The 14668-nt window shown below is 38.4% G+C and carries 11 protein-coding genes; 2 read left to right on the top strand and 9 right to left on the bottom strand.

Annotation, left to right across the window (positions count from 1 at the left end):
- Positions 1-2 precede the first annotated feature (2 nt).
- Together ACAN52_RS06475 and ACAN52_RS06470 are read right to left on the bottom strand one after the other, a co-directional pair.
- Positions 3-1343 (bottom strand): nitrogenase component 1, encoded by a 1341-nt coding sequence (locus ACAN52_RS06475; RefSeq protein ID WP_378953689.1) that lies wholly within the window; start codon positions 1341-1343, stop codon positions 3-5.
- A 20-nt stretch (positions 1344-1363) separates the two neighbouring features.
- Positions 1364-2443, bottom strand: a complete 1080-nt coding sequence (locus tag ACAN52_RS06470; RefSeq protein WP_378953687.1) for a uroporphyrinogen decarboxylase family protein — start codon at positions 2441-2443, stop codon at positions 1364-1366.
- A 652-nt stretch (positions 2444-3095) separates the two neighbouring features.
- On the opposite strand from ACAN52_RS06470, the gene ACAN52_RS06465 reads away from it, so the two are divergent.
- Positions 3096-5084: a TonB-dependent copper receptor gene (locus ACAN52_RS06465; RefSeq protein WP_378953686.1), complete on the top strand. Its 1989-nt coding sequence runs from the start codon at positions 3096-3098 to the stop codon at positions 5082-5084.
- Between the two features lie 376 nt (positions 5085-5460).
- Here ACAN52_RS06465 and ACAN52_RS06460 read toward each other — a convergent pair whose 3' ends face one another.
- The 7 genes from ACAN52_RS06460 to ACAN52_RS06430 all read right to left on the bottom strand — a co-directional run bounded on the left by ACAN52_RS06460 (position 5461) and on the right by ACAN52_RS06430 (position 13335).
- Entirely contained in the window at positions 5461-6336 is an 876-nt protein-coding gene (locus tag ACAN52_RS06460; protein ID WP_378953684.1) for an ABC transporter permease, read from the bottom strand.
- 47 nt (positions 6337-6383) lie between these two features.
- Complete coding sequence (locus ACAN52_RS06455) at positions 6384-7175, bottom strand: ABC transporter permease (RefSeq protein ID WP_378953682.1); 792 nt, start codon at positions 7173-7175, stop codon at positions 6384-6386.
- Between the two features lie 398 nt (positions 7176-7573).
- Positions 7574-8611, bottom strand: coding sequence for an ABC transporter substrate-binding protein (locus ACAN52_RS06450; protein WP_378953681.1), 1038 nt, complete (start codon positions 8609-8611; stop codon positions 7574-7576).
- A 284-nt stretch (positions 8612-8895) separates the two neighbouring features.
- Positions 8896-9312 carry a fibronectin type III domain-containing protein gene (locus ACAN52_RS06445; protein WP_378953679.1) on the bottom strand — a complete coding sequence of 139 codons (417 nt, stop codon included), beginning with the start codon at positions 9310-9312 and terminating at the stop codon, positions 8896-8898.
- Between the two features lie 133 nt (positions 9313-9445).
- Complete coding sequence (cysK, locus tag ACAN52_RS06440; protein WP_378953678.1) at positions 9446-10408, bottom strand: cysteine synthase A; 963 nt, start codon at positions 10406-10408, stop codon at positions 9446-9448.
- Positions 10409-10441: 33 nt separating this feature from the next.
- Positions 10442-11977 (bottom strand): nitrogenase component 1, encoded by a 1536-nt coding sequence (locus tag ACAN52_RS06435; RefSeq protein ID WP_378953677.1) that lies wholly within the window; start codon positions 11975-11977, stop codon positions 10442-10444.
- A 17-nt stretch (positions 11978-11994) separates the two neighbouring features.
- Complete coding sequence (locus ACAN52_RS06430) at positions 11995-13335, bottom strand: nitrogenase component 1 (protein ID WP_378953675.1); 1341 nt, start codon at positions 13333-13335, stop codon at positions 11995-11997.
- Positions 13336-13957: 622 nt separating this feature from the next.
- Between ACAN52_RS06430 and ACAN52_RS06425 the strand changes: the two genes are divergently transcribed.
- A complete protein-coding gene (locus ACAN52_RS06425; protein ID WP_378953674.1) occupies positions 13958-14566 on the top strand; it encodes a TIGR04100 family radical SAM protein in 609 nt (202 codons plus the stop codon).
- Positions 14567-14668: the final 102 nt, after the last annotated feature.

Here is a 14668-nt window from a genome sequence, read left to right as displayed (position 1 = left end):
TCCTATCTGCTTCCTACTAATAATCCAAAAATATCTTCCACTAATGTTAATGCTCCCCGATATCCAACATAAGCTCTATCTAGTATCGCTCTATTAGATATGGGATAAGATACTGCTAAGTGTGGTGCACCGATGGATACTGCAAATTCTCGATCCAGACTACTTCCGAGGACAAATGCGGGGCTAAAACTATCGAAATATCGATCGTTATTATTTCGTGGCCAAGAAGCACTAAAGTGTTTACTCACATTCGACGTATCGGTGTCAAAAACGACCTTCGGACGAATGCCAGACGTAAAACCATCAAATCTCCCTTCTACCAATTGCTGTTCTTCTTCTGTAAGAATATCCGTAATCACTACGAGTTCTGGTAACCATCCCAAATCATCCGCCAAAAACCTGGCAAGGGCTGGAGCGTAATTGACATCTCCCACCACGACACTATAGCGCTGGAAATCCAAATCATTATACACATCAGCTAAGCGTTCTATATAGCTATAGTAGCGGGCTTTTTCCTCTGCAATCACTTGTTCAAGAAGGTCTTTTTCAGTTTCTAAGGCTTCGCCTACAATACGCAAAAATTGTTCAGTACCAGCGGAACCGATAGGCAACGGTGCAACCACATAAGGAACTCCATGAATTTCTTCGAATTTTTGTGCAGGTTCAATTCCATATACATCCGATACAAGGATATTTAAACGAGCAGAACCAGCATATTTAAGATTATCAAGGGTTTCACCTTCGCCAAAAAAGGTATTGACCTGATAACCAATTTTTTCAAGAAGTGCTTTTAATATATTCAAATTTCCCTTCCAAAATACATCCTGAATAGGGACAATGCCAAATAAATTAACAATATTTTTTTCCTTCACTGGATTTTTTTCAACAAAATCAATAAATAATTTGTTAAGAACAATATCGTACCCTTTATAAGAATTGCCTTTAAAGCCACCTGTCTCAGCTCCTAAGACTGGCTTACCATTTTGACGAAATCGATTCGCTACCGCTACTGCATCATCTCCAATAATATCAACCATGCAGCCAGTGACCACAAAATACAAATCACCATCCACAACTTCAAGTGTTGTAGCAATTTGCTCAGTTAATCGTTCTTCTCCGCCAAATACAATATCTTTTTCATAAATATTAGAACTTGGTAGCGCAAGACCCGCACAATAACCACTGCCCAAATAGCCAGCAGCACCATGTAAAGCATTAGCAATGTTACCACCACAACCGGCTGCCGCATGGATAATGGGTATAACTCGCGGCAAGACTTTTAACGTTGCGATTGCGCCTCCAAGTGTGCATAAATAGCGCGGTCTCTCTATAAATTTACTCATATCTTTTCCTCCGTGTACTATTAATTGAATTCTTCAGCATCAAATGGGTATTTCCCAAATTCTTTAGCGGCTTGAAACATGGCATGAATATTTTCAGCAGGAGCGCACATAGGAAGGCCACACCCCAAAGCCAAAATATAGCCTTTCGGATTATCATAGGCTCTGGCCAGGCATTCTTTTGCATCACGGATGACATCATCAGGTGTCCCTAGATACATAGACGCTGTGGGTTTGACATTACCGAGTAGTGCTACTCGATGCCCCACTTCTTGTTTGGCATCTGCCAAGTCAATGGTATCATCTAGACTAAGAACACCGGCCCCCGTATCGGCCATTAAATTCCACATTTTTTTTGTATTGCCACAAATGTGCAACGAAGGAGCACCAGAACTTAATCTTTTAATCGATTGGATCAAGTCACGTAAATAAGGAAAAGCAAATTCTTCAAACTGCTTAGGTCCTATCAGAGTTGCCGACGCCGTAGGATCAGCAACGCTAAAACGAACTCCTAATTTTGCAGCTTCTTTTACATAAGCAAGAGTACTGTCGACAGAAAATTTAAGTAAACGATGAACAAATTCAGGATGATGATACAGATCGCGAAGAAACGCTTCTGTTCCTCGAATATTAGCTGCTGTCGTAAAAGGTCCTGCCAGATTGGTCACCACAGGAACATCATCACCCATCTTTTCCACCATAAGTTCTAGAGCTTTTAAATGGATAGGGAGACGTCCTTTACTCCAAGGGTCAGGAATTTCTAGTTTTTCAAAATCCTCATGTGCGTTGAGTGCATGATTTGCAATATAGGGTGTATTTTCTTCTTTGGGATAGAAAACCGTAGATCCTACTGCTTCGGCAATACCAGGTAAACCAGGACCTGTTCCCACAGATTCCACACCAAATATACGATGGGCTGCAAATTGAGTTTTAGCTATATTTTCTGCTGAATAATAGCATTGCCAGTGATGAATTCCAGCTAACTTTCCTGCTTGGTTGCTCACCTGAACACTACACGGCACTCGATCGAAAGGCTTTCCAGTTAACACTGCCTCCATTCGTTCTTTAGGTTTCATTTCATCACGAAAAGCTTTAGCAACCACGCTCTTCTCCTCACTTACACCACAAATTTTTATTTTTTACAAATAAAAAGTAAAAAGGCAAAGATTGATCCTTCAACTCGGATCCATCTTTGCCTTCAGTATGCAGTACTGATCAGCCAAACTGACTATTGATTTGTCGATTTCCATTTTTGTAGCCTTCAGGTATTGTATAACGATCAGTTACTACATGGATGGATAAATAAATAAAAGGCTAAAGCACATCCGTACGGACACTACTTTAGCCTTCAGTTATTCTGATCAGCTCAAACTTATAATACATATATTACTTTCTTTACATTATACTCGATTTTATAATTTTGTCAATATGTCTTTTCAATCTAAAATTTACTCGCGTATCCATGGCACTTTATTTTATTTGTTTGCTATTAATAGTACTTTAGGACAATAGACAGTGAGAAAATTAAGTTTATAATTATAGATAACTATTCTTGCTGATTAGAAAAACTAAAGGCTGGAAAGTGGTAATCACCACTTCCCAGTCTTTTTATTTTTCTGCTTCTTAGACTACCAAGCTAGCACGATAATGCCTACAGTTTTTTTAACAGGAATAGAAAAGAATTTTACAAGGAAAGGAGATATTTAAAACCATATAGGTCCAGACCTATAAATAACATAAAAGGATGGATTACATATGAATAAATCACATGCATTTTTTTGTTCTTTCTTACTTTTCCTAGCATCTACAACAGCAGTCACTTCAACAGCCTTTGCCGCTACTGAGGAAAATCCTGAAAAGGATGTTATTTCTACCTTTGAAGAAGTGGTTGTCACTGCCCCTTCTATAATTGATCCTTTAGTCGTCGAGACCAACCCCAAAGCACCGCGGCAGCCAGTACCAGCAGCTGATGGTGGTGGATATTTGAAAAACATTCCTGGCTTTTCTGTTATACGCCAAGGTGGTACTGGCAGCGATCCTGTATTTCGAGGACTTAATGGAACACGGCTCAATGTCCTACTTGATGGAACTTCATTACTAGGTGGTTGCCCAAGTAGAATGGATCCGACAACGTCTTATGCTTTTCCTGAATCATTCAGTAAAATTAAAATTTTAAAAGGTCCTGAAAGTGTTCGCTATGGCGGTGGCAACGTAGCAGGCACTATACTATTTGAAAGAGAAACGACTCCTTTTTTCAAGCCAGAGGTACGAGTCAACAGCAGCCTCTTAGTCGGTAGCGCTGGTCGCAATGATGAATTATTAGATGTGACGGCCGGGGATACTACAGGTTATGTACGCATTATAAAGACTAGGTCTCATGCCGATGATTATATAGACGGATCAGGAAATAAAATACATTCTTTCTATACGCGTCAAAGTTTATCAGCGATTGCAGGCTGGACACCAAATCGTAATACACTCTACGAATTTGCTGTTGATACTAGCACCGCTCAAGCGGCTTATGCTGGTCGTACTATGGATGGAGCAAAGTTTGATCAACAAGACTATAGCTTAAAATTTGAGAAAGAAAACATTTCACCTTTAGTGAGTAAAATTCAATTTAAAGCCTACCATAATTATGTTGATCATGTAATGGATAATTTTTCACTACGCCCCAATACCTCTATGATGGCCATGTGGATGGACGTTGATCGCGTAATAACTGGCGGTCGCTTAACTGCAGACTTAGCGTTAAATCCTAAAATACAAGCAACTGTTGGAGTTGATTACCAGAAAAATGAGCACACTGGTCGTATGGGAATGAGTTCAGTGTCCTATGACTCCAGACCACGTACACCAGATTTAACATTTACTAATTATGGCATCTTTGGTGACTTCAAGCGTAGTGTGGATCAAAATAACCGTTTACTCAGCGGTCTTCGCCTTGACCATCTTAATGTGAAAAATACAACAGATACGGATACCAATCGGACTTATGGCGCTTTCCTCCGCTATGAACACGACGCTGCCAAAGCTCCACTTACTTCCTATGTCGGCATTGGTCACGCTGAAAGACCAGCTGATTATTGGGAAAGACATTCTGGTACAGGTAATTTTTTTCTTAAACCAGAAAAAAACACACAATTAGATACAGGTTTTCTCTATAATAATGGCAAAGTAAAAGCTAACACCTCCCTATTTTATTCTAATATTAAGGATTTTATTTTATTTACAACAAATGGAAACAGCAACATAGGAAGCAACATTGACGCAACATTGTATGGCGGCGAAGGAGAAATTTCTTATGCACTGGATAAGAACTGGACAACAACGGCTTCTCTTTCGTATACACGCGGTACCAATGATACGAGCCATAAAGCTTTAGCACAAATACCAGCCCTTGAAGGAACCTTGGGGTTAAAATACAATAAAGAAAAAATAGAAGCTGGCCTTTTGTGGCGTGGCGTACAAAAACAGACTCATTATGATGTTGGTAGTGGCACTCCCACTGCAAAAGACCTTGCTAATGCTCCAGGTGGTTTTGGCATTCTTTCTACTAACATTGCATATAAACCAAACAAACACATTATCGTGGCTGCTGGTGTCGACAATATCTTCAATAAAAATTATGCAGAATTTCTCAGTCGCAAAGGCGAACCCATAGCCACTCTTGGTATTCCGACTTCTTTTAGAGTCAATGAACCAGGGCGTACAATCTGGCTTAAAACAAGCTACTCTTTTTAATAATAATATAAAGGCTGGGATTCATCACAATGATGATCCCAGCCTTTATATTAAGATGAGCATTTTTAGCAAAAGCATAATCATATAATAGTCCTTGACCTAAAAATCAAGTAGAACGACCAATAGCAGCCGTTAGGTTATTTTTTTTGAATTTAAACTCAGCCCGGTCAAAATAGGTAGCACCATCAGAACTAGCAGTTCCAACTGCATTACTGTTTCTGTCTATAGTACTAATACCTGTACCTGCTTTATTTGAAGTAAATTGATAACCAAAACGACCACTAATTTACCAATGCAATAATAATGTCTATTCTTACTATCTTACCTGGATTGTATTCAATCCAGGTCTACTATTATTTCGCCTTTATCCCTTACTCTAATACTCAGATGTACTTTCTTTCCAACCGACTAGTTTATGCTCTAATTTGGTAAATAGATAATTTAAGCTAAGACCAATCGCTGATATGGTCACTGTTGTCGCAAATAGCTTAGGAATCTGATAGTTATTTTGGGCATTAAATACGAGCCATCCTAGACCGCTACTAGCACCAATCATCTCAGCAGCAATCAACATAAAAAAAGCTGTGGCACAACTGGTTTTCACACCATGGAATATACCGGGAGATGCAGCAGGTAACACTACTTTATAAAACATTTCTTTGCCACTTATCCCCATCGAACGAGCTGACTTGATGAGTAGTTCATCGACATTTTTAACACCCGTTATGGTATTGAGTAAAATTGGCCATAAGCAAACCCAGAAAATCATAGTGATTTTAGATATTTCACCAATACCAAATAATAAAATAAATACTGGAAATAAAGAGAATGGATTAACCTCAGCTAGTAATCGGAGTACTGGAGTCACAATGCGTTCAAAAAGGTGGAACCAGCCTCCTAAAAAAAATCCCAAAGGAATGCCCACCACGATAGCAAGGAAAAAGCCTAATAATGCTCTAAGCATACTAACTTCAATATGTTTGATCAACACCCCACTAGTAATTAAATCCCATAGAGTAATCAATACAACTGAGGGCGGTGAAATGAATGTCTGAGGAACCCAACCTGCTCTAGGAGCTATTTCCCAAAGAATTAAAAATAGGATAATCGAGATACCATCATATAACAATCCAGTAATGTTTTTAACTATATTGTTACCTCTTATTTTACTTTTCTCTGGTGTTTTCTCTATTGTCTTTTCCGTTGATTTTTCTAATGTCTCTTTTATATTGGTTTCCCCTGTGGCTTCCACATTTGTTTCCCCCTCTTCTTTATGATATTTATGGCATATTACAGATACTAACTATTTTTTTTGTTAGCAGTTGGCTTCCACTCCAAAAGATTTTCTTCTAAAAAATCAATCGCATAGGTTAGTAACGCTCCGAGTACCGCAATGGATATTACGCCCGCAAACAGGCGAGGTATGATATTATTCACAGCCGAATTATGAATAAGCCACCCAAGACCTGCACTAGCACCAATGACTTCAGCAGCCATCAGCATCAAAAACGCATGTGTTGCACCAGTGCGGATACCAGTAAAAATAACTGGTGCCGCTCCTGGTAGAATCACTTCTGTAAAGATGGTAAAGCGACTAGCCCCCATGGAACGGGCACTTTTAACATAAAGAGGATCGAGTTGTTTAATACCAGCGATGGTGGTAAAGAGTAGTGGCCAAATGCTGGACCAAAAAATAATACTGACTTTTGCTCCTTCACCGATACCAAAAAACAGAATAAAAATTGGAAATAAAGAGAATCCATTAATCTGCCCCAATATCCGCAGCAATGGTCGTAATTGCCGAGATAAGGCTGGAAAAACGCCTCCTAATAAAAAACCTAATGGAATTCCAATACCAATTGCCATGCCCAACCCAATAAAAATTCTTTGTAGACTTGCAGCAACATGGATAAAGAGTCCGCCTCCCACAGTTGCAAGCGTCCATAGTGCACCAATCACGACTGATAAAGGTGGAATGAATTGTGCATCAATAACACCAATCCTTGGTAACAATTCCCACAAAACAAAAAAAGTAATAATTCCCGAAAAATCAATAAGCCATTCTTTTGTATCATTCAAATAAGCATTCATAACGTTTTCCTCCTTATATACCAATTTTTTTCTGGTAATGGAAATTCAACATAATGTAAACCATGTTTCACGGTGCACGGCTTGCTGCTTGGATAAATACAAACCATAACAATCACCTCCTTCAATAGAAAGAAACTGAAAACCACGATATCCGCAGCCTTCAGTTTCTATCGCTGACCAGCTTGTTGTATACATTATTGTTTACTTATGCTCTTCTTTAAAAAATAAAAGGCTGAAAAAAATTTCTTCACAGAAGAAACACTTTATCAGCCTTTAGCTCTTTACTAATCAGCATAAGAACACATACATTTTTTATTTTAAATTTATTATTGCCCACATTTTCATTAATTGGATTTATTATACATGATCATGATTTCTGCAATAATGATCTAGTCTTATTATTTAGGAGCAATATAAAGAAGATCTTCAGGCTTAACTTTTCCTTTAGGAATTACACCTGCATTTTCTAAATCCTCAATCCATGGGCGAACGAGTTCTGGAGTAATTTCAGTACCTGTTGCATAATAGTGAGTAGCATTAACGGGTACTTTAATCCAGTCTTCTGTCATCTTGCGAGCTTCTTCGGGGTGATCATTAGCCCATTTTTGACCTTTTATAATAGCCCTAGCGAATTTTTTTACAATTTCCGGATTTTTTTCAATAAAGTCGATAGTAAAATAATAATACCCGATACCGCCACCTACACCCAAACCAGCATCTAAGCTATCAGCAATTTTCACCATACCCGCTTCTTCCATTGATTTATAAAAAGGAGGATGCACGCCACTTACGCCTACCAATCCTTGTTTTAAAGCCTGTACTGCCTGTACGTCAGGCATAGTTACCCACTCAATTTTTTGTCTTGGAAATTGGTTATGATCCGCAATATTATTCGCTAAGAAATCTGAACATTGGTTAGTGGTAATAAGAGAAAATTTTACCTGCCCTGGTAATTTGTTTAAATCAGCAAAGGATTTAATACCCGGTGTAACATTAGGATTGATATACCAATTCATATGACGCAGCTTAGGATCCTGATCTGGCGCAGGGTCGATCCCAGCTTCAACAACTCCTTTTATCTTAGCGCCACCAGCGATGGCAACCGCCAAAGAATTAGGATGAGCACTGCTAACATCATTGTTACCATTCAGAATGGATGGAACGATTTGATTTGGCTGGGTATCTCCAGTGTATACTATTTTGAGCCCCTCTTCTTTAAAAAATCCCAATTGATCAGTTACAATCCAAGGTGTAGAGCCGCAAGCGGTCTGTGATACGGTACGAATCGGAAACAAACCATCCTCAGACTTCGCTTTTCCATTTTGCCCAGCCGCTGCTTGCTGATTCCCAACATTAGCACCGTAAGCAATGGCACCTACGACTGCCAAACCAACAATACCTGCTAAAATCTTTTTAATTGCCTTTGCATTCGCCATAAAAAACTCTCCTTTTTTCATAACTTAATTTAGCATTGGGGAATACTTTTTTCTAACTTACCATTGTAGCCAATTAAAACCTCCTTCTAAAGATAAAAAACTAAAGGCTAAAGAGATATCTCTTGTACAAGAAATATCTCTTTAGCCTTTAGTTCTCATCTAACCAGCCAAAGGGCAAATATGTTTTTGTTTTCATTATACTCAAAGAAAAGAAAAATGCAAGCTTTATTTATTTTCTTCAATGATCCCACATTACTATTTTCTTTTCAATATATTTCACACTTTTATAAGTTCCCATCCGCAGTAGTAAAACTATACCATTCACTCCATACATTCCCATATCCTACTCGGTAATGATAACGAGTTCCAGGTTTTAGCCTCTGCAACGTCACCGAATGTATGCTTAGATTTTCAGTATGTGTCGATATTTTTTCTACTTTTGCAGTGACGGTTCGAACGTCATAGGGAAAAGGCTTTTTCTCATTATGCTCCACATGCTGTAATTGCCCTCTGTCAGCATCAAAATCCATTCTCCATGTTATGGTCTGGGTTGTTCGCGGATCATCGCGAGATGATAAAATGATCTGATGTGGATCCGCGGTACCAAAGGATACATCTGAAAAAAGTAACACACTTGGAATTCCCATCAAGATAAGGACAAAAATCATGATCCATAAGCCGCGGAGAACTAGGTTTCTCAATATCAAATGCCTCCTTGCCCAGTATCAAATCCCATCTATCATCCTGGTATCAAGGGAACTTATACCATCGTACTAATCTTAAATAAACCGTAAAAAGCCCACGCTTTTTACGGTTTATTTCCATGTTTAACTATTAAAACCAGTATTTACTTCCTTCATCTGTCGGACTTTTAAACAAAACTGTGGATAGATATCTTTCACCTGTATCAGGAAGCAATACAACAATGGTTTTACCTACATTCTCTGGACGCCTAGCAATATGAGCAGCTGCAAAAGTAGCTGCACCAGAAGAAATCCCCACAAGCAGACCTTCTTCTCTGGCAAGGACTCGTGAAGTATCAATGGCCTCTTCATCCGTTACTTTAAAGATCTCATCAATTACTTGGCGTTTAAAGACCTTTGGCACAAAACCAGCACCGATGCCTTGAATCTTATGTGGACCAGGGTTGTCGCCTGACAATACAGCAGAATTATTTGGCTCAACGGCAATAATCTTGATGTTTGGATTTTTTGCTTTAAGCACTTCCCCAACCCCTGTAATTGTTCCTCCTGTACCCACACCTGCGACAAAAATATCAACTTTGCCATTTGTATCACTCCAGATTTCCTCCGCTGTCGTTTCACGATGGATTGCTGGGTTGGCAGGATTATTAAACTGTTGCAATATGATAGAGTTTGGAATCTGTGCAGAAAGTTCTTCAGCCTTGCGAATTGCCCCTTTCATCCCATTAGCGCCTGGCGTAAGCACAAGTTCGGCACCGAGAGCTTTTAGCAACGATTGGCGCTCTATACTCATGGTATCTGGCATAGTAAGCACAATTTTATAACCTTTCGCAGCAGCAACAAAAGCAAGAGCGACTCCTGTATTGCCGCTAGTCGGTTCAATAATCACTGTTCCCTTCATAAGCAAACCTTTTTTTTCAGCGTCTATAATCATTGCATGACCAATTCTATCTTTTACACTACCTAGTGGATTAAAATATTCAAGCTTTAACAATAGATCACTTTTCACTCGGGCAAGTTTTGAAAAGGAATTCGGTCGCAGCAATGGGGTATTACCTATCAGTTCTGTCAGATTATCCACGATAACAGCCATTCTTTTTCCTCCTTTAATCTTTCATTTATATTCTTAATTCTGTGGTGCTTCTTTGATGTTTTCAAAAGGATCGGTCTCATACCATACTGGTTTAAATGGTAAAGCAAGATTTGATGATATTTTTTGGGAAAAAGAAGTATTCTTGAGTATCTTTACCGCTTTTCTGGCTAACTCAAATGCACCAGAATACCCGATATAATTGATCGACTGTCCATATAGAGGAATCGCCGGAATACCTAGTTTGTTAATCCAAGCATTTGCCCCGCCATGACCAACGTAAATGTCTGGTTTTAATTTTTTAAGCAGAACTAATTCTTCGGCCGGTTGCCCTGGTGCCACATGAACGACAGCCTCCTGATCATTAATATCATCAATCATAGGAATGGCAAAACGGTCAAAATTATGTGGTTTGAGCCCAATAACATTCATACCTAATGAGGTTTGATAAAACTCTGCCGTTGTAAAAATACGAGCTTCACCGCCACCTACATATATGCTTTTTCCTTTCAATTGTTCTTTAAAAGGTGCAAGAGCTTTTTCAAGTTGCTCAGTCTCGAGTGTAATCAATTTTTCCACTTCCGTTTCTAAGTGGAAAAATTCTGCAATCTGGCGCAACCATTGATTGGTATTTTTAATCCCAATCGGCAAAGTATCCATCATATATTCTGTACCAAAACGTTCTTTCAGATGACCAACAAGGTAATCATCGTGAGTTGCACAAATACTAACATTGAGTGCCGCTTCACCGATACGCGAAATATCTTCTATACTAGCATGTAGTGGTAGAACACGTACCTCTAGCCCTAGGGCTGTAAGAAGTCTTTTCAATTCCACTTCATCCCCTTGACTGTTAGAACCCACATTTAAAAGATTGACAATCTTATTATCAGGATTCTTCCCTTTTTCAGCTTTAACGTCATTAGGAAGAACGCTATCATATTTTGCAGCTGGTTCAATTAATTTTCTTAATACTCCATGATAAGCAGAATCATAACCCGTAGCAACAAATTTGCTCTTAAACCCTTCACAATGGACAGGTACTATTTTAGCTGCAAGCTGCCGTCCTAGTTCATCGAGTAAACTATCAATATCATCGCCTATAATACCAGGTACGCAAGTATTACCAATGATAATGGCATCTGGACGGTATTCTTTTTCCGCATATAATACTGCTGCACGCAATTTTTCAATACCACCTGAAATAACATCATTTTCACCCAAATTTGTATGTATCCAAATATTATCAGTACTTGGTTTTAATTTTAATGCACTTGCTGTTTTTCTAAATCCAGCCACCCCTAGATTTGTTGAGGCGCAACCAAGAGGACCATGAATGATAATAACTACATTTTGAAAACTACTAACAATACCTAAAGCCAAATTCAATTGGCAGCCACCGCCCTGAGCAAATTTTCTACTATTATGTTTGGTGCACCCTTGCCCCATGCCAATTTTCAAACTATTACAAGAACCGCCAAAAGCATTACAAGCCTCGATCCGTTCTTCTCTCGTAGGTGGTTCTTCAGCTCCTAGATAATTATAGGTAAGACCTTGCGTCAATTTAGACATTGTTACTCCTCCTCATATTATCGATTACTTACTAGTACTGAAAAAATATCTTCTGCGAGGGATAGAGCACCCCTGTATCCAGTGTAACCTTTGTCTAGCACCACTCTATTCGTAATTGGGAACGCAACAGGCAGGAAGGTTGCACCAATTTTCACTGCCGTACTCCCCTCAAGACTGCTACCAATTAAGAAAGCAGGGCTAAGGGAATCATAATATTTTTCATTATTATTATCAGGCCAACTTTGTCTAATGTGCTTCAAAAGTTGTCCAGCATGTTCTTCAAATATTACTTTTGGTTTCGTTTCTGAACTTAATTGCTTAAATTTAAGTGCATATTGTTCTTTGCTTTCCTCATCAATGGTGTCATTAATCACAGCAAGATGTGGAACCCAGCCCAGATCATCAGCTAGAAAGCTGATTAATGAAAAGGCATAATTCGCATCGGTTGAAACAATGGCATATCGTTGAAGGTCAATATCACTGTAGATATCCAAAATTCGTTCTAGGTAACTATAGTAATAGGTTTTCTCGTCAGCAATCAGTGTAGCAATTGCTTCTGGACCAATACCAAGTTCCTCACCCACTTTATACAACAATGCATTTGTTGTTGTTTCACCGATAGGAAGATCCGCTGTAATATAAGGAATATTGTGCTTTTCTTTAAAAACTTTTGCAGTATCAATTCCATAGTGATCTGAAAAGACGATGGTAAGTGCAGCATCCCCATATTGTTTTATCTTTTCTACCGTTTCGCCGTCACCAAAGAAACTATTGACTTTTATACCGAGTTGGTTTAATAAATGTTTAATCCCTCGAATATTTCCTCGAAAGAAAACATCTTGCCCAGGTACAATCCCTAGAATATTTACTGTTTTTCTATCTTTTGTTTCTTTCTTTTCAATAAGATCAGCAACAATCGTGCTAAGTACTACATCATACCCTTTATAGCTGTTACCTAAAAAGCCTGGCGTATTAGCGACAAGCACAGATTCTTTGCCATTTTTAAAACGATTGGTCACACCCACGGCATCATCACCAATAATTTCAACCTGGCACCCAGTCACCACAAAATAAAGGTCAGCATCTAAAGCGTTGATGGTACTGCCGATCTGCTCTTCTAGCCGATCTTCCCCCCCAAAAACAATATCTTTTTCAACAATACTTGAAGTGGGTATCATCGTCCCACCACAATAACCAGTGCCCTTATAGCCACCTGCCGTGTTATATGTATTGGATAATGCCTGCGCACACCCTCCAGAAGAATGAACAATGGGAACAGTCCTATGGATGGAAGACAAGGTAACAATGGCACCACCAAGAGCGCAGGTAAACTTCGGACGTTCGATAAATGTCGTCATTTGATAACCTCCAACAGAATAATATTTAACAATAAGTCATCATCACCAAGGAAGCTGATGTTTTCCAGCTAAAGAGATATATTATTTTTCCATATATCTCAAAGAAAACTTGGCTTGCACCAAGCCTTAGTTGCCTTGCTTGTAACCCCAGAAAGCGTCATACTCTCTGATTACGAAAAAAGAGGTTAAACTACAAAAATGTAGTTTAACCTCTTTTTTTTAAAAGCCAGTTAATTTAAAAATCGATACTATATTCGTTTTCCAGATGCAATATCAACGATTCATCCCATAAAATGAGATAAAGCACTTCCTATGTTTTATAGAATACATGACCCTTTCTATTCTGTCAATAGCTTTAGATAAAAGCCATTTACTTAAAGCGTAATGCTTTTTCGAGCGAAAAAGTCCACTTTTCTTCGTTCTTCTGACCGCAGAATTGCTAACAAATGACTTTTATAAAGACACTTCACCACGACTTAGTATATTGACAAATAAAATTAATGAAATATAATTATTATAATCAAATAGATTGATTTGACTGATCAGTATAATGTACTGAAGGCAAAAAAGATTCTTAAAAAGAATCTTTTTTGCCTTTTTTTATTAAATAAATTGTGAGGGAATGAATCTAACAATGACAATTAGTTACGAATTAGGGAATTCATTGTATCTGAATATTACTAACCGTTGTACCAATAGTTGCTCTTTTTGTGTTAGAAACAATCCGAACGGTGTTGGAAGTGAAATAGATCTTTGGCTTGAAAAAGAGCCTACCGTTGAGGAGATTATTGAAGACATCACCCAAAGAGAGATTACTCACTATCAGGAATTTGTATTTTGTGGTTATGGGGAACCAACAATGCGTATTTATGATATCATCGATATATGTAAAAAACTAAAAGAAAAATATACGATTCCTATTCGTATCAACACAAATGGTCATGCCAACCTGATTTACGGAAAGGATATTACTCCATTACTAGCAAACTGGATCGATGGTATCTCAATTAGTCTAAATGCAAAAGATGGTGCAACCTATCAAGCAATCTGCCAATCTAATTATGGAGAAAAATCTTTTGATGCTTTATTAGATTTTGCCAATAAATGTAAGAAATATATCCCTACGGTAGTATTATCCGTAGTGGATGTTATGCCTAAAGAAGATATCGAGGCATGTAGAGAGATTGCTAAGCAAGCCGGTGTAACTTTTAAAGTCAGACATCTTGTTTGAATGCCAGTCGAACTGTAATAGGACTTAGTAGGCTGGATGTAAGTAGGTTATGTGTCTTACTTATTATCTATTTGTTCATCGTAGAATTAACATAAAATTCAA

Origin of the sequence: Pelosinus sp. sgz500959, from assembly GCF_042610375.1 — a bacterium.
In the GTDB taxonomy this organism is placed as follows: domain Bacteria; phylum Bacillota; class Negativicutes; order DSM-13327; family DSM-13327; genus CTSoil-075.
This window is presented reverse-complemented; position numbering and strand designations above follow the sequence as displayed.

Coding starts and splice junctions, on each gene's coding strand:
- ACAN52_RS06430 (WP_378953675.1), bottom strand. CDS start 13,335: ATGACGACATTTATCGAACGTCCGAAGTTTACCTGCGCTCTTGGTGGT.
- ACAN52_RS06425 (WP_378953674.1), top strand. CDS start 13,958: ATGAATCTAACAATGACAATTAGTTACGAATTAGGGAATTCATTGTAT.
- ACAN52_RS06475 (WP_378953689.1), bottom strand. CDS start 1,343: ATGAGTAAATTTATAGAGAGACCGCGCTATTTATGCACACTTGGAGGC.
- ACAN52_RS06450 (WP_378953681.1), bottom strand. CDS start 8,611: ATGGCGAATGCAAAGGCAATTAAAAAGATTTTAGCAGGTATTGTTGGT.
- ACAN52_RS06455 (WP_378953682.1), bottom strand. CDS start 7,175: ATGAATGCTTATTTGAATGATACAAAAGAATGGCTTATTGATTTTTCG.
- ACAN52_RS06465 (WP_378953686.1), top strand. CDS start 3,096: ATGAATAAATCACATGCATTTTTTTGTTCTTTCTTACTTTTCCTAGCA.
- ACAN52_RS06435 (WP_378953677.1), bottom strand. CDS start 11,977: ATGTCTAAATTGACGCAAGGTCTTACCTATAATTATCTAGGAGCTGAA.
- cysK (WP_378953678.1), bottom strand. CDS start 10,408: ATGGCTGTTATCGTGGATAATCTGACAGAACTGATAGGTAATACCCCA.